28 protein-coding genes, 1 tRNA gene, 1 rRNA gene and 1 pseudogene (1 of these 31 running past the window's edge) are annotated in these 24,555 nt (G+C 52.1%); 11 read left to right on the forward strand and 20 right to left on the reverse strand.

Translation table 11 applies throughout. From position 1 onward, the window contains the following. From METMK1DRAFT_RS13050 to METMK1DRAFT_RS13065, 4 genes are all read left to right on the forward strand, one after another. Positions 1-1,211: ribosomal RNA gene (locus METMK1DRAFT_RS13050) — 23S ribosomal RNA — on the forward strand (it extends 1,850 nt beyond the left edge of the window). Between the two features lie 431 nt (positions 1,212-1,642). Continuing rightward, a complete protein-coding gene (locus METMK1DRAFT_RS13055; protein WP_009074949.1) occupies positions 1,643-2,344 on the forward strand; it encodes a hypothetical protein in 702 nt (233 codons plus the stop codon). Between the two features lie 68 nt (positions 2,345-2,412). Then, positions 2,413-2,889 (forward strand): hypothetical protein, encoded by a 477-nt coding sequence (locus tag METMK1DRAFT_RS13060; RefSeq protein ID WP_009074951.1) that lies wholly within the window; start codon positions 2,413-2,415, stop codon positions 2,887-2,889. 33 nt (positions 2,890-2,922) lie between these two features. Then, positions 2,923-3,114, forward strand: a complete 192-nt coding sequence (locus METMK1DRAFT_RS13065) for a hypothetical protein (protein ID WP_009074953.1) — start codon at positions 2,923-2,925, stop codon at positions 3,112-3,114. On the opposite strand, the gene METMK1DRAFT_RS18540 is transcribed toward METMK1DRAFT_RS13065, so the two are convergent. From METMK1DRAFT_RS18540 to METMK1DRAFT_RS18325, 6 genes and pseudogenes are all read right to left on the reverse strand, one after another. Further along, a complete protein-coding gene (locus METMK1DRAFT_RS18540) occupies positions 3,107-3,343 on the reverse strand; it encodes a hypothetical protein (RefSeq protein WP_216586107.1) in 237 nt (78 codons plus the stop codon). The two genes, METMK1DRAFT_RS13065 and METMK1DRAFT_RS18540, sit on opposite strands and share 8 nt — an antisense overlap. 162 nt (positions 3,344-3,505) lie before the next feature. Beyond that, a pseudogene (locus METMK1DRAFT_RS13075) lies at positions 3,506-4,957 on the reverse strand (aldehyde dehydrogenase family protein). Positions 4,958-4,993: 36 nt separating this feature from the next. Next, positions 4,994-5,614: a helix-turn-helix domain-containing protein gene (locus tag METMK1DRAFT_RS13080; RefSeq protein ID WP_245544647.1), complete on the reverse strand. Its 621-nt coding sequence runs from the start codon at positions 5,612-5,614 to the stop codon at positions 4,994-4,996. Positions 5,615-5,710: 96 nt separating this feature from the next. Beyond that, positions 5,711-7,177: an MFS transporter gene (locus METMK1DRAFT_RS13085; protein ID WP_009074965.1), complete on the reverse strand. Its 1,467-nt coding sequence runs from the start codon at positions 7,175-7,177 to the stop codon at positions 5,711-5,713. Positions 7,178-7,430: 253 nt separating this feature from the next. After that, positions 7,431-7,760 carry a hypothetical protein gene (locus tag METMK1DRAFT_RS13090; protein WP_009074967.1) on the reverse strand — a complete coding sequence of 110 codons (330 nt, stop codon included), beginning with the start codon at positions 7,758-7,760 and terminating at the stop codon, positions 7,431-7,433. A gap of 276 nt (positions 7,761-8,036) precedes the next feature. Continuing rightward, positions 8,037-8,192: a hypothetical protein gene (locus tag METMK1DRAFT_RS18325; protein ID WP_172634146.1), complete on the reverse strand. Its 156-nt coding sequence runs from the start codon at positions 8,190-8,192 to the stop codon at positions 8,037-8,039. Between the two features lie 316 nt (positions 8,193-8,508). On the opposite strand from METMK1DRAFT_RS18325, the gene hpaD reads away from it, so the two are divergent. Genes hpaD through METMK1DRAFT_RS13105 form a run of 3 tightly spaced genes read left to right on the forward strand, consistent with a single transcriptional unit; the run spans position 8,509 to position 11,806 of the window. Then, positions 8,509-9,453 (forward strand): 3,4-dihydroxyphenylacetate 2,3-dioxygenase, encoded by a 945-nt coding sequence (gene hpaD / locus METMK1DRAFT_RS13095; RefSeq protein ID WP_009074970.1) that lies wholly within the window; start codon positions 8,509-8,511, stop codon positions 9,451-9,453. Then, positions 9,450-10,931 carry a 4-hydroxyphenylacetate 3-hydroxylase family protein gene (locus tag METMK1DRAFT_RS13100; protein WP_009074972.1) on the forward strand — a complete coding sequence of 494 codons (1,482 nt, stop codon included), beginning with the start codon at positions 9,450-9,452 and terminating at the stop codon, positions 10,929-10,931. Before hpaD ends, METMK1DRAFT_RS13100 begins: the two co-directional genes overlap by 4 nt. A gap of 26 nt (positions 10,932-10,957) precedes the next feature. Beyond that, positions 10,958-11,806, forward strand: coding sequence for a fumarylacetoacetate hydrolase family protein (locus tag METMK1DRAFT_RS13105; protein WP_009074975.1), 849 nt, complete (start codon positions 10,958-10,960; stop codon positions 11,804-11,806). On the opposite strand, the gene METMK1DRAFT_RS13110 is transcribed toward METMK1DRAFT_RS13105, so the two are convergent. From METMK1DRAFT_RS13110 to METMK1DRAFT_RS13145, 8 genes are all read right to left on the reverse strand, one after another. Beyond that, positions 11,807-12,538, reverse strand: a complete 732-nt coding sequence (locus tag METMK1DRAFT_RS13110; protein WP_009074977.1) for an SDR family NAD(P)-dependent oxidoreductase — start codon at positions 12,536-12,538, stop codon at positions 11,807-11,809. It lies immediately after the preceding gene. A 154-nt stretch (positions 12,539-12,692) separates the two neighbouring features. Beyond that, a complete protein-coding gene (locus tag METMK1DRAFT_RS13115) occupies positions 12,693-13,394 on the reverse strand; it encodes a TatD family hydrolase (RefSeq protein WP_009074980.1) in 702 nt (233 codons plus the stop codon). Positions 13,395-13,532: 138 nt separating this feature from the next. Next, the gene (locus tag METMK1DRAFT_RS13120) at positions 13,533-13,730 is read right to left on the reverse strand and encodes a 30S ribosomal protein S27e (protein ID WP_009074982.1); all 198 of its coding nucleotides are present in this window, start codon (positions 13,728-13,730) and stop codon (positions 13,533-13,535) included. Next, positions 13,727-14,014, reverse strand: coding sequence for a 50S ribosomal protein L44e (locus tag METMK1DRAFT_RS13125; protein WP_009074984.1), 288 nt, complete (start codon positions 14,012-14,014; stop codon positions 13,727-13,729). Before METMK1DRAFT_RS13125 ends, METMK1DRAFT_RS13120 begins: the two co-directional genes overlap by 4 nt. A gap of 249 nt (positions 14,015-14,263) precedes the next feature. Further along, the gene (locus METMK1DRAFT_RS13130) at positions 14,264-15,172 is read right to left on the reverse strand and encodes an ornithine cyclodeaminase family protein (protein WP_009074986.1); all 909 of its coding nucleotides are present in this window, start codon (positions 15,170-15,172) and stop codon (positions 14,264-14,266) included. A gap of 169 nt (positions 15,173-15,341) precedes the next feature. After that, positions 15,342-16,178, reverse strand: a complete 837-nt coding sequence (locus METMK1DRAFT_RS13135; RefSeq protein ID WP_009074989.1) for a bifunctional phosphoglucose/phosphomannose isomerase — start codon at positions 16,176-16,178, stop codon at positions 15,342-15,344. Further along, positions 16,172-16,843: a nucleotidyltransferase family protein gene (locus METMK1DRAFT_RS13140; protein WP_009074991.1), complete on the reverse strand. Its 672-nt coding sequence runs from the start codon at positions 16,841-16,843 to the stop codon at positions 16,172-16,174. Before METMK1DRAFT_RS13140 ends, METMK1DRAFT_RS13135 begins: the two co-directional genes overlap by 7 nt. Before the next feature lie 63 nt (positions 16,844-16,906). Then, positions 16,907-17,003, reverse strand: a tRNA-Pro gene (locus METMK1DRAFT_RS13145). Positions 17,004-17,239: 236 nt separating this feature from the next. Here METMK1DRAFT_RS13145 and METMK1DRAFT_RS13150 point away from each other — a divergent pair. Continuing rightward, positions 17,240-17,398 carry a hypothetical protein gene (locus tag METMK1DRAFT_RS13150; protein WP_009074993.1) on the forward strand — a complete coding sequence of 53 codons (159 nt, stop codon included), beginning with the start codon at positions 17,240-17,242 and terminating at the stop codon, positions 17,396-17,398. Here the strand turns inward: METMK1DRAFT_RS13150 and METMK1DRAFT_RS13155 are convergent. Genes METMK1DRAFT_RS13155 through thpR form a run of 3 tightly spaced genes read right to left on the reverse strand, consistent with a single transcriptional unit; the run spans position 17,361 to position 19,774 of the window. After that, positions 17,361-17,972, reverse strand: a complete 612-nt coding sequence (locus METMK1DRAFT_RS13155) for a phosphotransferase (protein WP_009074995.1) — start codon at positions 17,970-17,972, stop codon at positions 17,361-17,363. The two genes, METMK1DRAFT_RS13150 and METMK1DRAFT_RS13155, sit on opposite strands and share 38 nt — an antisense overlap. Continuing rightward, a complete protein-coding gene (cca, locus tag METMK1DRAFT_RS13160; protein WP_009074997.1) occupies positions 17,960-19,216 on the reverse strand; it encodes a CCA tRNA nucleotidyltransferase in 1,257 nt (418 codons plus the stop codon). The genes METMK1DRAFT_RS13155 and cca overlap by 13 nt, the downstream gene beginning before the upstream one ends. A gap of 12 nt (positions 19,217-19,228) precedes the next feature. After that, complete coding sequence (gene thpR / locus METMK1DRAFT_RS13165; RefSeq protein WP_048088021.1) at positions 19,229-19,774, reverse strand: RNA 2',3'-cyclic phosphodiesterase; 546 nt, start codon at positions 19,772-19,774, stop codon at positions 19,229-19,231. 15 nt (positions 19,775-19,789) lie between these two features. On the opposite strand from thpR, the gene METMK1DRAFT_RS13170 reads away from it, so the two are divergent. Together METMK1DRAFT_RS13170 and METMK1DRAFT_RS13175 are read left to right on the forward strand one after the other, a co-directional pair. Further along, positions 19,790-20,341, forward strand: coding sequence for an AAA family ATPase (locus METMK1DRAFT_RS13170; RefSeq protein WP_009075002.1), 552 nt, complete (start codon positions 19,790-19,792; stop codon positions 20,339-20,341). Further along, positions 20,338-20,775, forward strand: coding sequence for an RNA-binding domain-containing protein (locus METMK1DRAFT_RS13175; protein WP_009075004.1), 438 nt, complete (start codon positions 20,338-20,340; stop codon positions 20,773-20,775). The genes METMK1DRAFT_RS13170 and METMK1DRAFT_RS13175 overlap by 4 nt, the downstream gene beginning before the upstream one ends. Here METMK1DRAFT_RS13175 and rnz read toward each other — a convergent pair. Genes rnz through prs form a run of 3 tightly spaced genes read right to left on the reverse strand, consistent with a single transcriptional unit; the run spans position 20,756 to position 23,453 of the window. Beyond that, on the reverse strand, positions 20,756-21,634 hold the full coding sequence (rnz, locus tag METMK1DRAFT_RS13180; protein WP_009075005.1) for a ribonuclease Z: 879 nt from the start codon (positions 21,632-21,634) through the stop codon (positions 20,756-20,758). The genes METMK1DRAFT_RS13175 and rnz overlap by 20 nt on opposite strands. Before the next feature lie 8 nt (positions 21,635-21,642). After that, positions 21,643-22,569, reverse strand: a complete 927-nt coding sequence (locus tag METMK1DRAFT_RS13185; RefSeq protein ID WP_009075007.1) for a TRM11 family SAM-dependent methyltransferase — start codon at positions 22,567-22,569, stop codon at positions 21,643-21,645. Positions 22,570-22,580: 11 nt separating this feature from the next. Continuing rightward, positions 22,581-23,453, reverse strand: a complete 873-nt coding sequence (gene prs, locus METMK1DRAFT_RS13190; protein ID WP_009075009.1) for a ribose-phosphate diphosphokinase — start codon at positions 23,451-23,453, stop codon at positions 22,581-22,583. 51 nt (positions 23,454-23,504) lie between these two features. Between prs and METMK1DRAFT_RS13195 the strand changes: the two genes are divergently transcribed. Next, positions 23,505-24,269 (forward strand): ATP/GTP-binding protein, encoded by a 765-nt coding sequence (locus tag METMK1DRAFT_RS13195; RefSeq protein WP_009075011.1) that lies wholly within the window; start codon positions 23,505-23,507, stop codon positions 24,267-24,269. Positions 24,270-24,555 lie beyond the last annotated feature (286 nt).

Consider the following 24,555-nt stretch of genomic DNA (forward strand, 5'->3'; position numbering starts at 1 on the left):
AAATTGGTCCCGTACCTTCGGAAGAAGGGATGCCTACCATCGTAGTGAACCTGCGGTGGTAGGTCGCAGAGACCAGGGGGATCTGACTATTTAATAAAAATATAGGTCCCCGCTAGCCCGAAAGGGTGTGAACGGGGGCTAAATCCTGGCCACTGGCGGTCGGTTAAACCCGGGTCCAACCGGGCGAAGCCCCGCTGAAGGCCGGGGGTAACTCTGACCCTCTCAAGGTAGCCAAATGCCTTGCCGGGCAAGTTCCGGCGTGCATGAATGGATCAACGTGATCCCCACTGTCCCAGCCTGGGGCCCCATGACCGCCCAGAGTGGGTTCACAGTCCCGCAACCCCTCACACCGAGAGAAGACCCCGTGGAGCTTCACCGCAGCCTGGCGCTGGTTCTCGGGCGCCTATGCGTAGAGTAGGTGGGAGGCGTCGAAGCCGTCCCTTCGGGGGCGGTGGAGCCGAAGGTGAAACACCACCCATGGGTGCTCGGGAACCTAACCTCTTCGGGGGACAACGTCAGGTGGGCGGTTCGGCTGGGGCGGCACTCCCGCGAAAATGTAACACGGGAGCCCAAAGGTCAGCTCAGGCGGTACAGAACGCCGCCGTAGAGTGCAAGGGCAAAAGCTGGCCTGACGAGACCCTTCAAGGTACGGGGTCTCGGCGCGAAAGCGCGGCCTAGCGAACGCTCGTGCCCCCACACGTGGGGGCCGGGCATGACAGAAAAGTTACCCCGGGGATAACAGGGTCGTCGCGGGCGAGAGCTCCCATCGACCCCGCGGTTTGCTACATCGATGTCGGCTCTTCCCACCCTGGAGGTGCAGCTGCCTCCAAGGGTAGGGCTGCCCGCCCGTTAAAGGGGAACGTGAGCTGGGTTTAGACCGTCGCGAGACAGGTCGGACTCTAAGGGTGAGGGGTGCACGCTGCCTGAGGGGAAGGTACTCCTAGTACGAGAGGAACAGGGTATCGGGGCCTCTAGTCTGCCGGTTGTCCGACAGGGCAACGCCGGGCAGCCACGCCCTGTGGGGTAACCGCTGAAAGCATCTAAGCGGGAACCCCTCCCCGAAAAGAGGCAGCGGTGCGTGACGGCCGAAAGGTTGTCACGCGGGAGCCCTCCCCAAGAACAGGGGGTTGATGGGGTGGGGGTGTAAGTCCCGAGGGCGAAAGTCCGAGGGGCTCAGCCTGCCACTCCCAATAGGGCGAGTCCAGCGCAATATCCCTAGGTGGCTGGGTGTAATTGGTCACGGTTAGCCTCTCTTGCTAATTTGTCCTGCTTTGTGTGCTTCTTTGATTTTTATCAGAATATACGTAAGCTTTTTCCGAATTGATGTATGATTTTGAATTTTGGATTGTCCGATGAGCTTAACATCTGAGAAATTTGGACAAGCGCACAAAGCAAATTTGTCCTGAAGGTAACATCTACGTGTGAGTTTAGGGCTACAACCTCAATCCCCTAATGGCGGAGTGGTGCGCTACGATCAATTTTCTCAGACGTCAAGCATGCTGAACTAACCTAAAAATCGAAATTACGTCTCACTTTGAAAGAAAGCCTTACGTCAACGTTGACACAAACTGAAGTAACCAATAGACCGACTGTGACGGAAAAAGTTTATAAAGAAATTGAGTTTTATAACGCTTAGAGTTATATGACCGAAATTGATCCTATACCTATCACGGGAGGTATTCTAGGAGGGTTAGGGTCTGCTGTAGGTCTGGGCTTGGAGTACGGGTCGGTGAGGGACACGGCGACCTGTACAGTGAGGAGCATGAGGGACTCTCTGGCTCAGGGCCTTGGGAGGTACGCGTTCTACCCAGCGCTGGCCCTGACGACGAGGGTGTTGAGCGGGGCGACCAACGTCATGCAGGTCGTGAGGCACGGGGTCGTGGTGAGGACCGTGGAGGGGAACTACTACTACGTGGGAGGGAGGTCGAGGTACTGGGCCGGGGGAAGGGCGTTCCACGCCTATCAGTGGTCGGTGGACTTCGTAATGAGCACGGGGAGCGGCTCGGAGTCGGAGAGGTTGTGGGAGACAGTCAGGGAGACTGAGTCTGAGGTCGTGGTGATCCAGGTCAAGGGGGCCAGGATATCCAAGCGGTGGGTCAACCCCGAGCCCCCCAGGGACTGCAACGAAGCCGTGGTGGGCTGGCTCCTGGACTGGTTGGAGAGGACCGGGAGGGGTGCAGTGCTGACCAACTACGTACCCGCGATACGCGCACAACCTAGTGGTTCACAAGAAATACCCGGAAGATTAGTTATATCTTCTGGAGGTCACTACAGTGCCGAACCGCTAGGGGAATATCTGAGGGGTACCTCGACCACTCCCCCTACCCCTACTCCACTGTCCTGACCTCCCTCAGGCCGGAATCAGGTCCCTACCCGCCCTGGGTCTCGCTCAACGGCAGGGTGGCTTACGCGTTGTTCCCAGGCCAGCTGAACTCGGCCCTCTGCGACTTCATCCTGGCCGGGCCCTACCAGAAGTACTGCCAGGATCTGGTCTCAGACACTTCCTACAGCGAGATGCTCGTGGGTGCCCCGGTGTTCTCGGCCTTCTCCTGCCCCAGCGGTTGCAAGGGGGCCGGGCTCTTGGGACTCGTCTACTCCCTGAACCGGGCCCCGCTGAACCCCGTGACCGTGGGGGACTACAAGTTCGCCTCGCTGACCTACGTCCTGGGACCCGGGAATACTGACGGGAAATACATCGACGCCGACCTCGACAGGTACGCCCAACAGCTCGGGGTCCACGAGGTCCTCTTCATGAGCAGGACCTACGTCTCCGGCGCCAACAGGGCCGAGAGCGAGATCGTCGCGGCACTTGGCCTCAGTCCGGTTATCGTCTCGGTCCTGGTGGCAATGGTGCCCTGGAGCCTGGACTGGGCCCAGGTCTACCAGTAGGTCAGGCCCTACGCCGAGGCGACCAAGAACGTCATGGATAAGGTGAGGGACTTCCTCAGGTCCACGAACCAGGAGTCCCTCCAGGGGTTCGTGGACGAGTGCGTCACCGACAATCTAGACGAGCTCAGGCTGGGCAAGGAGGAGTTCGACGAGGGCTGGCTCTACCAGTCCTCCCTCGAGTGCGTCCTGGAACACAGGGCCCCGGGCAAGGAGCTGGTCAGATAGCGAGAGCGGTCATCACGGTCTTCAAGTCCATGAAGTTGTTGAGCAATGTACGGAGCCTCACCCAGATCTCCCTTAAAGTTCCCTTTACTTGACTAAATGGAATGAACATATGTAAATTTGCATCAAGCATCGCTGAGGTACATCGGCGAGGTTTGATGAGGTACGCCTCTGTCCCAGGGACGGCCTTTGAGAGCGACGTAGACCCAGTTCCCTCCAACGGGAAATCCATGACCCGTCAGGGGTCGAGCGGTAGAGCCTTTTCTGGGTCAGAGTGCCCTCAGAGTTTGTGGAGTTCCGCCCTCTCCTTGGGCAATGAGACAGAAATCCTCGCCCTTCAGGACCTGGTAGCCCTAGACGTTCAGTTAGCTGATCGAGACGCGTAGAGCTGAATCTACCACACGTCCATAGATATCAATTTCTCCTCGGTCATGGCGAGCATAGTGTTCCTCACCCCCTCCCTGTTACCTACTCCGCTGAGCTTTACTCCTCCGAAGGGAAGGGCGTCCCACCTCAGTCTAGTGCTGTCGTTCAGGATCACAGCTCCTGTCCTGAGTTCCCTGGCTATCCTGAGTCCCCTCTTGAGGTCTGACGTGAATACTGATGCCTGAAGGCCGTACTCTGTGGAGTTGGCCATCTCCACTGCCTCCCCGTCGGTCGAGAACCTAGCTACCGGAGCAATGGGGCCGAAGACCTCCCTCTTCATTACCTCCATGTCCAATCCCGCCTCTCCTACAACCGTTGGAGGGAAGAAGAAACCGGTCTCCAGGGCCTTACCTGAATAGACCGATCCACCCTTCCTCCTGGAGTCCTCCACCAGCTTGGCCATGTCCTCCTTGGCCTTCTTGGAGATCACCGGACCGACCTCGGTGGACTCGTCAAGGGGATCTCCCACATTCAGTTCCTTTACTCTTTTGACGTACTCCTCCAGGAACCTAGAGTAAACCTTCTCCTGAACTAAGATCCTCTTCCCGGCGTTGCAGTTCTAACCGGCGTACTCAAACCTGGCCCTGACCGATACCTGAACTGCCTTATCCAGGTCCGCATCCTCCAGGACTATGATGGGATCTGAACCTCCCATCTCTGCCATGACCCTCTTCCCCAGGCTGACTGCCCTGGAAGCTATGGAAGTACCTACGGGAGTGGAACCGGTGAACGTTATCCCCGACACCTTCCTGTTGCTCACCAACTCCTCACCCACGCTGTCTCCTCCCCCGGGCAAGACGCTGAGAGTGCCCTTGGGTAGGCCGGCCTGGTAAAGTATCTCCCCCATGAGGAGGGCAGTGAGGGGAGTGGATGAGGAAGGTTTCACCACGACTGTGTTGCCTACCACCAGGTTGGGAGCTACCTTATGGGCGAAACTGTTGGCTGGGAAGTTGAAGGGGAGGATTGCCCCCACCACGCCCAGCGGTTCCCTCAGCGAGAGCACCAGTCTCCTCTCATTTCCTGGGGGGTATTCATATCCGTCGACCCTGAACGTCTTTCCCTCGAGGACGATCCTGGCTTCCTCCGCAGCTATCCTGAAGAGTTGTACTGCCCTACTCACCTCCACCCTGGAGTCCCTTATGGGCTTCCCCGACTCCGTGGTGAGCAATCTCGCGACCTCCTCGCTCCTTGAGGCCAGGATCTCTGAGGCTCTGACCAACACCTTAGCCCTATCCTTAATTGACAGCCTGGAGAAGATTTGAAATGACTCCAATGCCAGGTCCACAGCCCTCCTGGTCTCTTCCCTCCCGGCCTCCCACACCTCTCCCACTACTTCCTCAGTTGCAGGGTTGAGGACCTTGATTACCCTCTCTCCCCTTACCTTCTCTCCACCTAAGATCAAGGTGACCAGAAATAACATCCTTTTCCAGCTAAAGAGTTTCCCGCTAACAGGTTTTCAGTCACTCAAGTAGAATTCCGTCAACTTCCTGTAGGCGTTCCTGAGGTGATGTAGGAAAGTTACCTTGCTGAGGCCCAGGAGAGACGCAACCTCCTCGGCGTCAGCCCTCCTGGGGTAATCCAGGTAACCGTGGGCCAAGGCTGCCCTTAGCACCCTGTTCTCTGAGGGCGTGAGCCTGGGGGAGACCTTAGGTTTAAATTCCTCCACGGTGTAATTCATTACCCTACCGAACTCCGAGAATCCCTTGAGGACCTCGTTAACTGAGTCCCTGGGTAGGGCGAAGGACCACGTCTCCATCCCTTTGCCTATCCTGTTGTTGACGAATAGTACCTCCTTATCGTATAGGTACCCCGCCAGGGAATCCCTGTACTTGTTAAGGAAGTCCACCAGGACCTGATCCTCGTGTATGGAAACCTTGTTTATCCTGAGGATACCGGGGAGTCTCTTCATCCTCAGTGCCACTTCCTTCCCTTGGCTGGGGAGGAGGAGTCTGGACCTGAGGTAGTCCTTCTCCGGATAGACCTGGTAATTCAGTGTTATTGCGTCTATGTCCTCCAAGACGCTGGTCCAGCAACCCTCATGTTGGACCGAAACAGTCATTAGCTTTATGAGTCCCATATCGAATATCATTGACTCCTTTAAACATTATAAACCTTTCCTTATCATTTATAGAGAAATTATTGGTTTTAAATAAGAGGAGAAAAAAATAATGGTTTAGGGAGAGATCTCGTCCAGTCTCCTCTTTGCCGTTTTTATTCCAGCTAGGGAGATCAACGCCGAGATGACCTGGAAGGATATCATGAGCATGAACACCTCAAGACTGGAGGAGGAGTTCACGCCTCCCGAGAGGATTGAGCCTATCTGGAGGGCGACCGCGAAAGCCCCGATTCCGCCCCCTATGTGTCCTAACCCGTCTGCTAGGCCGAACCCGGTCACCCTAGCCCTAGTTGGAAAGTTTTCCGTGGTCCAGGTATAGGAAATTGGTATCCATAGATCTATGCCGAAGAACAAGATCATGGCCCCCAGGACGGCAAGACCTAGGTTTGATCCAGAAAAGGCCAGCGTGATACCTCCCAACAGAGATATGGCAGCGGATATGGGTACCCAAATCTTTCTCTCCATCTTATCACCCAGGAATATGAGAACTAGGGGCACCGCGATGAACCCTAGAACACCCAGTGCGGCTATCATTCCGGCTTCTGGGGGAGGGTAACCCAGGGCCGAAAGGATCGTGGTCAAACCAGCGGCATTGGTGTAAACCGTTATGTAACCGAAGAACCACATCAGCATCAGGACGATCCACCTCCTCAGATAGACCCTGTTCCCGAGGATGGTCTTCAGGGCCTCGGCGTACGACGTTTCTGTGGCAACTTTAACTTCCAGGTACTGGGGCACGGGAGGGAGTGAGCCCAATTTTCTCTCCGCCATCCTCTCCATCCTAGACACTATCTCTGAGGCTTCCTTGACCCTCCCCTTACTGATCAGCCATCTTGGTGACTCTGGGAGCTCAAACCTCAGTGCCAGACCTATTATTGCGAGAAGTGAACCTATCCCGTACATTATCCTCCAGCCTGAAGTTGTGAAGATGCCGGTGGAGCCTAAGGCAAAGGGGAGGCCCAACGGGAACGGGGACGGAGGGGTTGTGAGGAGGAGACCGAGCCATAAACCCAAGAAGGCGCCCAGCGTAGCGAAGAGGAAGACCATGGAAGTATACTTAGCCCTACCCTGGATAGGGGCGACCTCGTTTATGTAGGTGTTCACTATGGCCAAGTCAGCCCCTACTCCGACACCGGTTATTGTCCTAGCTATCAGGTAATTAGTGTAGTCTGGGGAGAGGGCATTATAGAGGGAACCGAGTCCCGTTATGGCCATGGTGAGGACCAACATGGACCTTCTTCCGAACCTGTCGGAGAGAGGGGTTATCAGGAGTGCACCTACGACGTATCCTACTAGATTCCAGAGGACTACAGGACCCAGCAATTCCGCTATCCTAGGAGAAGAGGGAGAGGTCACGCCGAAGGTGGTCAGGGCAGTCTGAATGAAGGATACGTTTATGTCGAAGATATCAAAAAACGTGAAGAGGAAACCGACTCCCAAAATTCCAATAAAAATGGATGAGAGGGACCAGATGGGAATACGATCCAGTCTGGCTATGACCTCAGACGCAGACTTCTCTTCCATAAAGGTCTAAGATCATTTGAGAAATGGAATATAACGGGAACATTAAACCGGTTTCATTCAGTGAGTAATTTTCCTTATTCTGGTCGTTTTATTGACAGAGGTTATCACGTTTTCGAGGGCATTCCATCACTGGTCTTAGGTGGCCGTGCTTGGGTTCTTACAGTCGTTGTCACTTAAGTGTCAGTCACCATACGTGAGGTTGATCGAAACCAGGGACTATCGCCCTCTCAGGAAGAAGCTTAAGAACGTGAATTCAAGGGGTCTCCCTTCCCCTCTCGAATCCGTAGATCACGGAGAAGTTTGACAGAACTCCCAATGCCAGGAAGGTGTGTAGTACCAAAAAGACACCTCTCAGGGAAAACAACGCTACGGTTCCAGCCAATATGACTAGAAAGACGTTACCTAAGCACATCCTCCTTATCATCCCCTCACTCTTCCAGGAACACACCGAGGAGAGGATGAGCAGTGATATACCCACAATGACGTGGGGAAGAAATAGGAACTTCAGGGACGATAAGACGACGCCAATAAGGAATTGAAGCACCGTCAAACCAGCCCCAAGTAGGGCTAAACCCTTTATCATGTGAAAGAAAGAGAATGTCCGCTTAAATGTTTCGTGGGATCTCCAGTAGCTGTCCTCGGGGGGACTCCAACGCGGAATCTCATCAGTTCGTCAGGGGCGTAGCTATACAGCACTAGCTAAGGTAACCCTAGTATCGTCGATTACGGAAACGATAACGGAAGGTCCTCATTCATCGTAAGTGGGGAATTTATGGTGGAAAATTTAAGTTTGAACGGAACGGCTTAATTCCGTTTGCCCCTAAACTTTCGTTTCACTCATTTTATCTTCAATCATGATCTAGCGTAGGGACTTAGCCCTCAGCCACCTACCAAGCTTAACGGTAGGTGGGTCACGGGACTCCTTCGAGCCCAACGGCAAGGGACTCACATCTCTGCAATCTCTCCCACCCTTTTGGGCATAGCCCACATCGAGTGAGAGTTCATCTTTTATCAATAAAATTGTAATAAACGAATATAAAACGCTTCCATTAACGTAAAAAGGGCTTCAGCCCAAAAGCCCAAACTCCTTGCTTTCTGTCGTCCTGAGAGTTGTCACGATGTTGATCACGACTAGAACAGATCCTCACCTGAAAGGTAACTTTGATCTCGGGGAAAAGGTTTCGAATGCGAGTTAAAGAGCCCGTTCCTACAGTTGAAGTCAGAGGTCTCCTCACAACATCATGAAACTTGTTTCAACATGAGAGCTTTCCACTGAAACTCATTTCATTTATTGCTTATAGAAATCAACTCTAGTTAACTTTTGAGTGACCATGATTGATATCTTGAGGGTCTCACATGTTGTCTACAGGGTCACGGATCTGGAGCGCGCACTTTACTTCTATCGTGACCTCTTGGGCTTCGTGGAGACGGAGAGATCAGGGGAAGAGGTATACCTGAGGGGTATAGAGGAGGGGCAACATCACAGCTTGATTTTGAGAAAAGCGGAGTCTAACGGTCTCTCCTATGCAGCCTTGAGGGTGAGAAGACCGGAGCACTTAGACGTGGCTAAACAGACTTTCCAGGAGATGGGGATCAGGTATAGGTTCTATAAAGAGAAGGGAGTAGAGGAGGCCGTCCTCTTTGAGGATCCGCAGGGCATACCCATTCTCCTATATCATGATATGGAGTACGTGGGGGACAACAGGCTCAAGTTCCATATCCATAGGGGAGTAAGCCCGGTGCGGATAGACCACATAAACTTCATGGTGAGGGACTTGGAGGCAGAGGTTGAGTTCTACACCAAGGTTCTCGGCTTCCTGGAAACCGAGACCTTCTTGGACAAGGAGGGAAAGAAGATGGTCTCTTGGATGACGAGGATAGGCCACTCGCATGAGGTGGCGATAGCTAGGAGCTCTAGGAACGTACCTGGGTTCCATCACGCCACCTTTTACGTCCACGATGTGAGGGATATCATCAAGGCAGCTGATATAATTTCAGCTGCAGGGATGTGGGACTCCCTGGAGAGAGGGCCAGGAAGGCACGGTGTGACACAGGGTTTCTATGTCTACCTCAGGGATCAGGACAGGAATAGGATAGAGTTCTTCACAGGGGATTACTTTGTGCTCGACCCGGACAAATGGAAGCCCATAGCCTGGACGTGGGATCAACTTAGGTACCGCTCCGACTTCTGGGGGAGGGAAGTCCCAGAGACTTGGCTCAAGGAGTGGGTTCCCGTGGAGGACATCACGGGTAAATTACGGGGGTGGAGTACGTGATCCGTAGGGGATCAGATTTCATAAGGAGCATGAAAGAGGGACACCACGGAGAGGTCTATTATAACGGCGAGAAGGTTGAGGACGTAACTGAACACCCGGCCTTCAGGTCGGCAGTGAGGACCGTGGCTGACTACTATGACCTACACTGGAGCGAGAGCCTTAAGGAGTATCTAAGGATATACAACCCAGATGTGGGTGAGGAGACCAGTGTAACCTTCTTCAGACCCAGGAACAAGGACGACCTCAGGAGGCTCAGGATTGGGATATCTAAGATCTATGACTTCTATAGGGGCTTCTTCGGCAGGAGTCCAGATTACTTGAACGTGTGGACAATGCTCTTCTACGCCCACGCTGAGGACTACTTCGGGAAGGTCTTCGGTAGCAGGATGATGGAGAACGTGATAGAGCTCTACAGGGAGGCTACCAGGCAGGACCTCTTCTACACTCACGCCATAGTAGCTCCCATGTACGATAGGTCCAGGCCACCCTCTCAATGGGAAGACCCCTATATACAGATAGGTGTGGTCAGGGAGACCAGTGAGGGCGTAGTGGTGAGAGGCGCAGCACTGCTCTCCACCGCAGGACCCTACTCAGAAAGGTTATGGTACCTTCCCAACATCAGGAGGGACACCGACCCCAGGTACGCCATATTCTTCTCCCTCCCCACAGAATCCAAGGGAGTGAAGTTCATCTCCAGGAGAGGGTTCCATCCTAAGGAAGGCTTCGGAGAGTTCGAGTACCCACTCACCTCAAAGTACGAGGAACCCGACGCCATAATGGTCTTAGACGATGTGTTAGTACCCTGGGATAGGATAATTTTCTACAAGAAACCAGAGGAAATAGAAGGATTCATGTGGCATACGGTGAACCTTAGGGCGTGGTTCAACTGGCACTTCGTGATCCAGCACTACTCTAGGACGAAGTTCTTGGCCGGTTTGGCCATAGCCTTGGCGGAGGCCGTGGGGATAAACAACTTCATCAACGTCCAGGAAAAGTTGGGGGAGATACTGCTCTACTTATCCATATATGAAGCTGGGATGGTGGCATCAGAGGAATTGGGAGAGCAACTGGACAGCATCTACAGGCCCAATCCCCAGATCTCCATAGCTGTGAGCGCAATGGGCATGAAGGCCCTGCCCAGAATAAACGAGATCTTAAGGCTCATAAGTGCCGGATCTTCTATACCGGTTCCAGCTGGGATCAAGGACTTCGAGAACCCTGAGGAGAGGAGGCTTCTGGAGAAGTATATGTCATCCAAGGGTCTAAATGCCCTGGATAGGGTGAAGCTATTCAATATCCTCTGGGATACGATCGGCTCAGAGACCGGGATAAGGTACGAGCAATATGATAGGTTCAGTAGGGGGGATCCAACAATAAGGTGGGCCCAAATGTACACCGAGGTCTTCAAGGAGAAGAAAGGAGAGTACGTTAAGATCATAAGGGACATTATGGATCAGATACCTAACCCTAAAGCCTAAATAAGGACTTCCATGTGGTTATCACAATGAAGCTAGTTTCTTTCATACGTGAGGGGAGGAGGGGGTACGGATTACTGGAGGGTGATACTATCGTCATCACGGACTCTCTGGGAGGAAGGGAAGTAGGAGACGAGGTGGAGCTGATGCAAGTGAGGCTGGTAGCCCCTCTGGAACCCTCTGCCATATTTTGCACGTTAGTTAACTCACCGAGGATGTTAGGGGTTGAGAGCAGGGAGGAGGCTAAGAAGATGCTGGGAGTTCCCAAGTTTTTCCTGAAGTTACCTCAGACGGTGATAGGTCCAGGGGACACAATACTTGCCCCTAAGTCTGGAATAAGGCCTGAGGCCGAGATAGGGATTGTAGTCAGATCCCCACTCAAGAGGGCATCTAAGGAGGAGGTCAGGAGGGCTGTTCTGGGCTACACGGTCTTCAATGACGTCACCGCTCCTGGGGAGATGAGTGGGGACGTTTACTATGCCTACAGGAGAGATCCCATGGACGGGAAGATAAAGAAGATGGCCGTCAGAGGTTCACACTTCAGGAACAAGAACAGGGATACCTTTTCACCCATGGGTCCTTGGGTGGTCACCACGGAGGAGTTGTCAGACATTCAGGGACTGAAGATAAGGAGCAGTTACGGGGATAAGTTGGTGCAGGACGGTCATACGGACGAGTTGGTGTACGGCGTTGAGGAGCTCCTGGCGGAGCTGAGCAACGTGATAACTGTGCCCCCCAATAGTGTGGTTACTACTGGTACCATAGGTTACAGAGAAGCAGAGGAGGCCTCTGAGTATAAGTTCGGCGTACTTGAGGCACCCATGGTCGTTGAGGTGGAGAGGATAGGTAAGTTGGAGAATTGGGTCAAGGCAGAGTAACTACTTGACGAACCTTGAGATGAAGGAGTAGGTTAGGCTTTGGGCCACATTGGCTAGCTTCAGGAAGTAGGGCTCTATCTTCAGCTTAGAGGGAACGTATATCTCCCTCTTCCCGGTCCTGGCTCCCTTAAGGATGGCCTTAGCTACCTCACGAGGCTCCACCGCGTATTTGGGCGCTATATCTCTTCCTCGAAATGAAGGGTGAGAGGTGAACGAGGTTCTTACTGGGCCTGGATATATCCCTGACACCTTCACTCCATAACGTCTTGCCTCAGCCCAGAGACCGTTGGTGAAACTGGAGACCGCAGCCTTAGTGGCAGAATACACCAGGAGGGTTGGAGTACTCACGTAGGCTGCCTCAGAGACCACGTTGACTATGGAACCTTCCCTCCTCTTGACCATACTCGGGTATACTGCCTTGGTCGTGTAGAGCACACCGAGGAAGTTGGTCCTAACCATATATTCCTCTTCATCCATGGGGGTCTCCAGGAATGAACCGTACACTCCGAAACCTGCGTTGTTGACTAGGAGGGAGATCTCTCCCACTTCCCTCTCCACCTTCTCCACCAGTTGGAAGACCGACTCCCTATCGGATACGTCCAATTCGAACCTGTAGTCTCCTACGTCAGGGGTACTCCTCGACACTGCTACTACCTTATATCCTTCCCTCATGAGTAATTCCACTGTGGCCCTTCCTATCCCCTTTGACGCTCCGGTGACTAAGGCTATCATGCTCGAACAGAGTCTTCCCGACTTTTATCGATTTTCCCTTTTCTAGATAAGGAAAGGGCAATTTCGCCTTGGCGGCTATTTCCTTTACTGTACAGCACTTATTAGATTTTGCCTCACTCGCAGGGCGATATCCAAGGCAAACCAATAACTGCCGTTAAATGTTGAAGGCTCTCTTAAAGTTTCTCTCTACCGCCTTCTCTGCATCCTCAAGGCCAATCCCCTTCACCTTGGCTATACTCTCCAGGGACTCTCTGACCATCGGGGGTTCCAAGAGTCTCCCTCTATACACATAGCCACCGTCACTCTCTGTGAGAAGTATCTCCAGAGGTGCCTTCTCCAACACCCTCTTGTGCTTCTCCTGAAAGGTAACTGAAGGGTTTATGGTGATGAAGTACCCAGCCCCTTCAATTTCCTTCAATAGTTCCACCGGCCCACTGTACCAGTGAAGGATGGCCCTCTTGACACCCTTACGAAGAAGGATGTTGAGGGCGTCCCTCCAGGCGTCTAGAGCGTGGACGTTGGCAGTCTTCTCCGGTGCAGCTTCCAGGATGGAGGAGAAATATTCGAGCTGTACTTCCTTGCTCGCTCTAGAGAGCCTGTAATCCAGCCCTATCTCGCCCAGGAAGTCGGCCTCCCTCACGAGGTTTAGTACCTCTCTTAACTCTCCGTTCCCCGCGTTCCAAGGATGTATTCCCACTCCTCTGAGCACACCTCTCATGGAGAGGGTTGCGAGGGATGACTTTAGATCCATGGATACCGCAGCGATGTAGACGTCGTAGTTCCCCTTGAGCTCTGAGCAATGACAGTGAGCATCGTAAAGTATCGGTGTCACCTCAGAATTAGAGATACTTTTCAACTGATACACCTTAAATTAATCGGAACGAAGATGGGGTTCCTCGTATACGTTCGCCAAACCCTGTGATAAAGAAACTGTAAGTCGGGCCTGTAAAAGAATAAGTGGGGATGCTCAAAATTACGCTGAGTTGCCGTGTGCCTATCCCAGTTGTCTCAACTCTTCTCCCACTATCTTGGCCTTCCCACCGGTGGGATAGACCAACTGAGTGCCACACGAGAGGCACCTCACGGGGAAGGTGGCGTCGCTGAACACTACCTGCTCGTTATTGCAGTTGGGGCACTTCACCCTCACAAACCTGCTCTTGGGCTCCGGTATGAGTACCCTGCTCTTCCTCATTTGATCACCTCAACGAGCTCCAGCTTCTTTACGCGTATCCCATGCTTCATGATGGTGTAGCCGCACTTCTGGCACTTGAACATCAATACCTGTTTCTTTGTGACCTTAGAGAACCTCTTCTGCTCTGGCTTCCTGGTGCTCCCGTATCCCAGGTTCTTTCTGTCGTACCTCCTTTGGCCCTCGGCCAAAGTCCTCCTCTTTCCACCCTTATACAGGGACACGGAGTGGTCTGTGTGGGCCTTGCACTTGGGGCAGTAAGTCTTCACGGCCTTAGGAAACTTCATGGGTGAGGGTATGGTCACTCCGGCTTAAAAACTTGAGGTCTTGGGAAGGGGCAGTCCTCTGCTCTGTTTAGAGGTCTCTCGGTTCTGTCATGAGCATAACCGGATACAGCAGTTATTATATATCGCCTTGACTTTTGGGTGTCACCTGACGAAAAATCCCATAACTGCTGCAGATAGAAGACAGAGAACGCGAGGATTAACCGTAGGGAAGGCATGGGAGATCCTCTAAAATTTCGAGATCTCCTTCGTCTAGCCCCCCTTTTCTCTGTAGACAAAGTATGCTGTGACGTTGTCCTCTACCGCTAACCCGACCGTCTTAAAGAGGGAAGGTCTCTTGACCTTAACCCCCTTGACTATAACCTCTCCTATTTCCATGACCGTCTTCTCCTGGAGGAGCCCCCTTTCTTTAGGCAGGATGAAGTCTCCAGTCTCTCTCGATACCGCATCTAGGCTATCCACCATGTAAGTCGACACTTTCCTTATAGTCTCATCGTCAACTTCCCTCTCCTTGGGAGTGTGGGCACCTATGCTGGATACGTGAAAGTCGTTCTTTAACTCGGTCCCGAGTACCACGGGGGAGGAACTAGAAGTGACTGCGAAAATCACGTCCGACTCCCTCAACAACGTTTTCAACTCTACCTCCTCCGCCCCGAATTTCCTGGCCAACTCAGGGTGTCTCCTCCTGGAGGTCAAGAGTAGCCTTGAGACCGAGAGGTAGCCCAACGCCGTTCTCATGTGGTGCTCTGCTTCCAATCCAGCTCCTATCACCCCCAGTGTCTCTACTTTAAGTCCCCACGAAAGTTCGGTTGAGAGTACTGAAGCTGCTGAGGTTCTGATGGCTGTTAGTGTTGACCCGTCCATGAGGGCCAGCGGGTTCCCAGTTTCACCAGAGAGGAGGAGCACAGCACCGTTGACCGAGGGAATACCCCTCTCCTTGTTTCCAGGGATGACAGATATCACCTTTACCGTGACTCCATATTTGGTAGAACAAGGCATCACTCCCCACCAGTTTCCTTCCACGGTCAGGACTGTCCTGGGAGGATTCTGTACATCGCCTTTGTAGAGGAGTGAGAATGCCTCTCTGACCGCATCTACTGCCTTCTTTGGTGGGAGTAGTTCCACCATCTCTTCTCCTGAAATGAAAGTTACCATCTCCATAAACTCCTATGGGGAAACTAAAATCTTGAGGGCAAAAGATAGGGAAAGTTCTAATTTCAGATTCATCCACTATACCTTGGGCCATGAGGAGCGATGGGCGGCTAGATCTGTGAAGAGACACTGCAGCGCTGAGCCCTTATCAGGTTACATTAGCTGAGTCTGGGAACCCCTAATGGTTCAGAAGGGTTTCCTTGCTCCTTTCCCTAGCTTTCGGGATCACGTGAAGTCTCTCAGGATCCTCGCCGTTCATCCTCGCCAACTCCACGGAAAGAAAGCCTGCAAGTGCGATCAGGTAGGAGACATCGTACAGGGGTCTTGTAACCTTGAAGGCACGTGCCTTCAAAAGACTTGATGTTATCTCATCTACTTTATCTCCCTCTATAACTACAGGGTACAGGTTCTTCCCGTGAACGTAGCTCTCCACCTCGTTGTGATGAACTTCAGGTATCTCGCCAAAGAAGGCTGGGTACTTGGCGTTCTCGTTTATTTCTTGTTTGAACCTCTTTGCGACACCCAGGTACTTTGAGGCGTAGAAGACGGGGATCTTGGTGAACATTTCATTTGCCAGTGAACTCGACTGTTCCCTCATTCCTCTGATGTCCTTAACAGCCTCTTTCAGCTCCGAAAGATCTCCTTGAACGGTCATCCTCAGGACTGGATGAATTAAGAGAGGAAAGGCGAACCTCGGCTGTAACCCTCCAGGAACTTTCACTACCTCTTTGCATAACCTGGAGAGCGTACCACCGCTAGTCACAGCAATTACTCTCTTACCCTGTCTTAGGGATTCCTTAACCTGTAACAACGTTTCTGCCGTTTCTCCAGAATAGGATACGGCAATGACGGTGTCAGCGTGCCTCAAGGTCTCTAACTCCCGGAATGCCTTGAGCACTTCGCAGGTTACACCGCTTCCCCCCATCCCTATACACGCTATTTCCCCTTTAATCTCGGCGACTGGAAGCTTCTCGGCCTCCTGATACAGATCGTACCACTTCTCGTATATTACCAAATCTTAGGCACCTCCTGCGACGCCTCCTCCAAGTCCTTCATGCTATCTACTGACCTCCAATAAACCTTAGGAAACTTGACACCCAAGAGTAGACCGTCCCTTGCTAATTTCGGGAACGTCTCCTTTTCTAGGTCTCCCTTCTCTGGGAGGTAGTCGAAGATGCGTGGGGTGAAGACGTACACACCTGCGTTGATCCAATAATCTTCAAGGATAGGTTTCTCCACGAACTCGACTACCTTGTTATTATCAGTTCTGACTACTCCGAAGGGACTCTTTAGGGGAACTAGGGCTATAGTTGCCACCTCTCCTCCCTTGAGGAGGGACACATCCAAGTTGGTCAAGATGTCACCGTTTACCACCAGGAAGTTCTCTCTCAAGAACTCCCTTAACCTCTTGATCGCTCCCCCAGTCCCCATAGGTTCTCCCTCGACACCCAACAATATCTCTACTCCCAACCTGTCTGAACTCTGTGACGCCCACTCTACCATCAGCTCCTTCTTGTAACCCGTGGCAATTATAAACTGTTTGATCCCCTGCTTCACGAGCCACTGGATCTGCCATTCTATGATGGGTTTGTCCGCAACGGAGAGGAGAGGCTTAGGTTTCTCGTCGGTTAGTGGTCTCAGCCTCTTGCCGTAACCCCCGGCCAGTATAACCGCTTTCATGTGAAGATAATGGAGAACTTCAAAATAAAGCTGAAGGGAATCTAATAGTAGACGAGGAATCAATGGGGCCGCCGGGATTTGAACCCGGGACCACCAGCGATCTGGTGGTTAGGGAATCATCCCCAGGCTGGCATCCTAGTCCAAGCTAGACTACGGCCCCTCGACTATCAAAGGGTGAGTACAGTTTATAAGTTAATCTATAGGTAATACATTCACTTTCAGTGTAGTGTCTCTCTACTTTCTTTCGGCTAGAAATCTTCAAATAAGGGGGATAGGAGACGGTAACACGTCACTTATGTTTTAAGTTCTCTACAGATCATGTTTGTATAGGGTGGAAATATTCCTGTAACCTACAGATGTAAAGGATGTGGTTATGAACTTTATAAGTTCGAAAGAGTGGGCCAGGACTTCTACGGTATAAGGACTCCCTCAGAGATAAGTTCTATCTACGGAGGAAAGTGTCCCAAGTGCGGTAGAAAGCTTGGAGTACCTGGAATGGAGGAGATCAAGGCTAGGCTCAGGAGGGGCGGAAGAGCTGGAGTATTAGTGAGATGACTTCCTCAAAGCTCATCTCCCTCCTCTTGTACCTCCTGGCTAACTCATGAAGCCCGTAGGCATTGAGGATTTTATTGACGTTGAATGCACTTTCCCTCATGCTCGCCGAGTCGTAATCTAGGATATACGTTCTTTCCCTCGTCACGAGTACGTTCTTCCACGGGTGAACCAGCTCCCTGTGTTCTATCTTCAACTCCTCCAATCTCCTGGCCCTCTCCAACAGATCCATCAGAACTTCAGGGGATTCGTCCCTTGTCAGATGCCTTCCAGGGACGAACTCCATAAGGATGAAGTTCCTCCCATAGTCAAAAACCTTGGGTGCAACTCCTTCTGCCCATAACTGAAGCCTAGCTTCCAGTTCCAAGCTCTCCTTGGGAGAGTCAACTCTCCTTATCTTAAGTGCCATGTTGCCCTCTACCAGTACCACAACTCCAGTCTTCCCCTTACCCAACACCCTCAGGTTCCCCAGGCGTGTACTCCCGAAGGAGTAAGCTCTCTTAAGATCATGGGACTCCAGTTCCGTTTCTATTTCTCGAGAATACCTGGGAAATATGAACCTCTTCACTTCAACCAAAGGGGCCTCTTCCTCAGGAAGAGCTTCATGCAGGGATCTTTCACCTCCTTAAGCCAGTATTGTCTGACCATGTGCTTATATTTGAGGGCCAGAGAGTTCCCAACCAGCGTCTCTGGGCTGGACTCATGTCTCCTCTTCAGCGAGTACAGCCTACCGTCTTCACCCACCCACACGTGAAAGTTCTTGGAGATGAAGTCCCTAGAGGTCTCCAGGTAGAAAGGAGGCCCCTTGTAGACCGTGTACTCCCCTATATGTGCACTCTCCATCTGAATCAGCAGGTACACTTTTCCGTTTCCCTCACAGGCGCCGTAATCCACGACCTTAAAACCCACAGTTTCCAACGCCCTAATTGCCTTATCCAAGGATTTTCTCATCTGACCCCACAGAACGTCGTCCACGAAAGGCTCTAGCACCTCCACTTCAGTGACCAGCACGTCACCTAGGACAGGGCCGACATCAGGTTCAGGGGGGAAGAAGAAATCCAGGCTTGGATTCACCAGGAACTCTCTGGCAGCCAGCGAGAAGATAGCCATAGACCTCAAGGATACGGCCGCAGCGGCGTTCCTCTTGGGATCCACAGGGTCTGGGATGATCAGTGGGGACTCGAACTGTCTTCCCTCCTCAACTAGAGGTATCTTCACCGGTGGTCTCCACTTACTAGCTCCCTTCAATACCTCCAAGAAGGAACCGTAATAGATCGTCAGGAGCTCAGAGACGTAACCTGAGAATCCGAGAACCTTTATTTCGGCCCCGTAAACGCCCACTCCCTTCAGGAACCTCTTAAGCAGTCTCACCTGATCTCTCCCTCGTTCGTCTAACTTCGAGGTAACGTACATCGTGTGAAACGGCGTCCTGTCTACCGCAGTCACGGCCTCACTACCCTCCCCCACTCTAAGGGCAGGCACTACATCCACCTCTATCCCATCCAGGCTTACTATGAGGTATGGGTGTTCAGCGTAAGCCATCTTTACCTCAAGTCCCTTAAGCCTCTCCTTTATCGTGTCTAGTCCCTCCTTAGAGAGGAACTCCTTACCTACTTCCTTGGGGAAGAACACGAAGAGGTCTACGTCTGTATCCCCCCTAAGCCAAGTCCCTTTCCTAAAGGAACCGTGAACCTCAACGTCTAGGCCACGGAGGAGATCACGAATCCTCTCCACCACTGATATTATTCTCTTTTCCTCCTCCTCAGTGGGCTTAACCTTGGATAAAACTGTCTCTAGTACTTCTCGAATCCTCTCCTCCACGGCCTAAACGCCTCAGTGAGCCTGGATAGAGGCGAGCTCCTCGTAAATGGGACCCTTGGGAGTCAGGACGCTCTTGAACAATGTCACCTCCCTGACCTCCTGCTCACCTAAGGGTATGTCCAACATCTCCTCAATTAACTTCATGAGCTCTAAGACCCCTTTTGGTCCCTTGACTCTCCCTATAGTCAGGTGGGGCTGGAATTGCCCGTCCTCAGGTCTCACTCCCCTAGCCGCTAGAGACTTCACCAGGGAGGTCCTTAAGGTCTTGAGGTCGTTGAAACCGTTTGATATCCCTACCCATATAACCCTGGGTCTGGATAGGCTAGGGAAGGCCCCAAGACCCTTGAAGGTGAGCGAGAACGTGCTGAACTTAACCTCCTTCATGCTCTCCTTGACCAAATCAACTTTTTCCTCCCTCACCTCTCCTAAGAATGCCAGGGTGATATGAACGTTCTTCGGTTCCACCATCTTTATGTCAGCTCTCAGGGCCTCCACCCTGGAGTAGACACGCTGTAACCACTCCTCGAACTTCACAGGTATTCCAATGAACAACCTCACGCTTTTTAACCCCTCATGAGAGTTTGGTGGTGGTCTCCAATTAAAGTGCTTCTCATAACCGGAATGCCAGGCTCTGGAAAGTCACTGCTCTCCTCTGTACTTAAGGAGAGGGGGTTCAACGTGATAGTCATGAGCGATGTTCTCAGGAAGAGATTCGAGAAGGACGCCAGGAGAGGGGAGAGGTTAATGGATTACGCCAAGAGAATGAGGGAGATCTACGGAGAGGGGATAGTGGCTAGGCTCAGCATAGAAGAGCTGAGAGGAAGGGAGGAGAGGATAGCCTTCGACGGAGTGAGAAATCTGGCTGAGGTACAGGAGTTCTCAAGGCTGGGAGATACCGTGATAGTGGCAGTCCACTCTCCTCCCTCAGTGAGGTATGCAAGGCTCATGAGGAGGATGAGGCCTGACGACTCCACTAGTGTCGAGGAGCTGAGAAGAAGAGATATGGAGGAGATTTCGCTGGGAATAGGTGGGGTAATAGCTATGGCAGACTACGTAGTGATCAATGACAGTAGCGAGGATGAATTCAGGAGGAGGGTTCTGGAGCTACTGGGGAGAATAGGTTGACCAAGGTAGTGGTAACTGCTGAGCTGAGACCCTCAGAGGACGTGGATAAGGTAAAAGTGGCTATAGCTAACTTCTTCGATTATACAACCATAAGGAGGGAGAAGGGAGGGAGATTTGAGGTACTAATTGCTGAGTCTGAGACCCTGAAAAGCCTGACCAAGGTTCATAGAGCCTTGAGGGAGGAGAGGATATTGGATGCTGCAAGGAAGTACATGAGAAGGGGCGTTGAGGGAGATAGGCTGACCTTCATGATTCACAAGCAAGCTGCGTATGTGGGAAAGCTGACTTTCGTGGACGAAGAGAACGAGTCTCCCTTGGGTCCAATCACCTTCACGATTATCCATAAGGAGCCAGAGAAGGTTGTGGATTGGCTTGCTCCTAGGACTTCCAGGGGAAGACCCCTCTGGGAGAACCCTATCCCTGACGAAGGTTAAGGAAGGAAAGATCACTCGGAGCGAACGACATCGGAAAGACCCTCTTGGCCTGTTTTACTAGCTCAGTGGCGTCACGATACCTTGAACTTATGTGGATGAGTGCCAATCTTCTCACCTCAGCCTCCTTAGCTACCTCAGCGGCCTCAACTGAGGTGGAGTGACCGTACTCACCTGCGTTGACTCCAGCCTCGAATGTAGAGTCGTGAAGCAGGAGGTCAACCCCTCTCACTGCCCTAATGACCTCATTACAGGGTCTCGTGTCCCCAGTATAGGCTATCCTGAGCCCCCTCCTCTTGATCAGGTAGTCCTCAGGCCTCAGTGTTCTTCCTTCCCAATGTACCTCCTTACCTTCTTTTAGTGTCCTCATGATCCTCCAATCGTTTATTCCCTCTCTCCTTAGCTTCTCTACATCAAGATTTGAGGAGTCCCTCTCTTGAATCAAATAGCCTTGGGATGGGACCACGTGACATGTCCTGAATGGGGTTACATGTATCTCTCCCAAGGTTAGTTCATCTACGAACTCCAGGGGGAAGTCCGGTTTGAAGAATGTGAGCTCGAAGCTTTCCTCCAATAACTCCTTGATGCCTGGAGGACCCATCACGTAGAGCTTTTCCTTCCTCCCGTACATGGACATAGTCTGGATAAGAGGGGGTAAGCCTAACACGTGATCTGCGTGGAGGTGAGTTATCGCCACTAGCTTTATGGACATCACATTTAGGGAATTACGAATCATGGCCAGTTGAGTTCCCTCCCCACAGTCCAGAAGGGCGGTGAAGTTATCTTTCTTCATGAGATATGCTGGGAGACCCCTCTTTGATGGGGCACCTCCCCCAGTCCCTATGAAGATTACCTGGAACATTAACTTCACTACCCTCTCTCAACAACATATATTGCCCTGGACAGGCTCTTGTGAAGGTATATCAGATGAGTTGAGACTGTCTTGAGCCCTGCTGACCTTATCTCGTCTCTCCAGTCCTCCCTGGAGTCAGAAGCGAAGACTAACCTCCCCCCACGTTCCATAAGCTCAGCTGAGACAGAGAGGAAGGCTGCATAAAGTTCCCTCAGGGTTGCACCCTTGGCGCTGCTCGACCTCCCGTAAGGAGGGTCCGTGACTACGTGGAATCCTCCAACCAGGTTAAGCGATGTCACTGATCCCTGAATCACGTGACACTGATAATTAAAGTGAGATAAGTTCGCCTTGGCTTTGGTGACCATGGAGGGATCCACGTCAACTCCTACACAGTCCAGTCCCATCCATGCACTCTCCAAGAGGATAGATCCCACACCAACGAACGGGTCTAACACCCTCTTCCTCACCCTAGCCAAGTTGACCATTAACCTGGAGGTGAAAGGATCCATGGTACCTGACTGGGAGAAGGGCTTCATGGAGTGTTCCCTTAAGCTCTTAGAGTCCCTCTCCTCCTCCCTAATACCAGCTACTATCACTCCGTCTGTGAAGACTAGGTCCAGCTTAGGGCACCTCTTGGAGGTCTCGACACCTTTTGTGGCCTCAGAGTAAAGTGCCCTGAACATGTTCTTGTCCCTTCCAAGGATAACGTCAGGATAGATGGAGAAGCACCTCCCTCTGATCGCCTCGTTCACTTCCTTAGGATCGTGAGAGGCAGACAGTAGCTTACCGGAGACCTTAACCGTGGAAGACCTACTGGCTATCTTCTCCCTCCCGTCGGGTAAGAGGGCGACTCCAGCCAAAAAGTGGACTTCCCCCTCCACTAGTGCCCTAACCTCTGCCATGGAGATGAAGGGGTCGTCCATACTGAACTTGGCGTACCTCACGCCAATTCCCTTTATAATCTCACTGCTATCTGGTCGGATACGTCAACTAGTGTTACCCTCTCCTCAGGCACGACCGTGTTGGTACCTATAACCTCTCTGATTCCGGCCTCTCTTAACCTGTTCATGGCATCCCGAACTAGGAGTAGGTGGACTGCAACACTTATGACGCTTCTGGCCCCGGAGGAGTAAGCAATCCTGCTCGCCTCAGCCAGGGTTCCCCCAGTGCTTATTATGTCGTCTACCAGGATTACGTCGTAACCGTTGAGGGGGGGTATGTCAGCCTGTCTTATCCTAACTTCTCCAGTCTTCCTGTCCCTCTCCTTCTCTAGGAAGGAGAAGTTTGTCTCAAGCTCCTTGGCCAACCTCTCAGCCCTCTCCAGAGCTCCCCTATCTGGGGCCAGCACGAAGGGTCTCTCTACTCTCTTTCTAGCCTCCCTGGCCAGGGAGGGAATAGGATCTACGATCCTCACTTCTCCTGGGAAATAGTCCATGGACTCCCTGTGGTGGGGTTCTACCACCACCAGGGTGTTTGCACCAGCTGCGTGGATGAGATTGAGGATAGTCTTTGCACTCAAAGCTTCTCCATCTGTGAACCTCCTGTCCTGCCTCAGGTAAGCAAGGTAGGGGACAACTGCGGTGATCTTCGTCGCCCCCATGTCTCTTATGGCCTCAAGGGTCAGGAGTAGTTCCAGGAGGTTCTTGTTCTGTGGAGGTTGTGTGGTCTGAACCAGGACAACCTCCTCGCCGTCCAAGCTGGCTGGTATCCTGATGTACGACTCCCCGTCAGGGAAGAGCTTAGACTCAACCTTCACCAGAGGGTATCCAGTTAGCTTGGAGAGCCTACCGTCAACGCCGTTAGTTGACGTCCCGCCTACTATTATCATTGAGAAGAGTGGAATGGAGAAGTTTTAAAGGTTAAGGGAATACCGAGTCTCATGTATTACATATTTTTCACCGGTACAGCAGGATCTGGGAAGACGACACTAGTGAAAGAGTTTCAGCAATACCTCTTGGACCTAGAGATGGATACCGCAGTTATTAATATGGATCCAGCGGTGGAGAGGGTTCCCTATACTCCTGACTTCGACGTCAGGGATTACGTTGATGCCATTGAGGTTATGGAGAGATACGGATTGGGTCCTAACTCTTCCCTGGTGGTATCAATAGACCTCCTCCTTACCAAAGCTACGGATATCAAGAGGGAAATAGGAGATATAGAGGCTAACTATGTGCTGGTTGATACGCCTGGGCAAGTGGAGCTCTTCGCTTATAGGGACACTGGCAGGCTGTTCTCCTCACTCCTGGTGGGGGAGAGTAAGAGCGTGAACGTCTTCCTCCTGGACTCCTATCTAGCCAGAGAGGCCAGGAGCTACGTATCGTTGCTCCTCCTCTCGAGCTCGGTTAGGTTCAAGCTAGGAATGCCTCAAATTAACGTCCTCTCTAAGGTGGATCTCCTGAACCAGAGGGAGTTACACCAACTACTGGAGTGGGGTGAGGGTGAGGGGTTGGTTGACTCACTGGGGGTAATAGACGATTATTCCTATGAGTTGGTAAAGACTCTTATAGAGAGCCTTGAGAGGCCCCCTATTCCTCTGTCGGCCAACAAGAGAGATGGATTCGATGAGCTCTATGCCGAGGTTCAGAGGATAGTAGCAAGTGGGGAGGATTTCGCCACAGAGGAGAACAACAGTAGACTTTAGCCCATTGAACGTCGTCAAACTCCATGGAGATAAAGTACAAGCTTTTTCCCCTCAGGCCTGACAGCTCCCCAACCACTTATTTCATACTCCTCAGTCCTGAAGGGCTACCTCGTTACGCAATTCGTGAAGCCCAGCTGGATTGTCTTGCAATTCGGGCTCTGAGGGATTACGGACTCACAGCCGTTGTCGGACTTTCCTAATCCCACACTTAAGGTGTTCTAATAACTTGCTGAACTTCCACTTGAGTTCTAAGTTCACAGTCAGTACTGTTATTCCAATTCGATCG

This window comes from Metallosphaera yellowstonensis MK1, from assembly GCF_000243315.1.
Lineage (GTDB): Archaea > Thermoproteota > Thermoprotei_A > Sulfolobales > Sulfolobaceae > Metallosphaera > Metallosphaera yellowstonensis.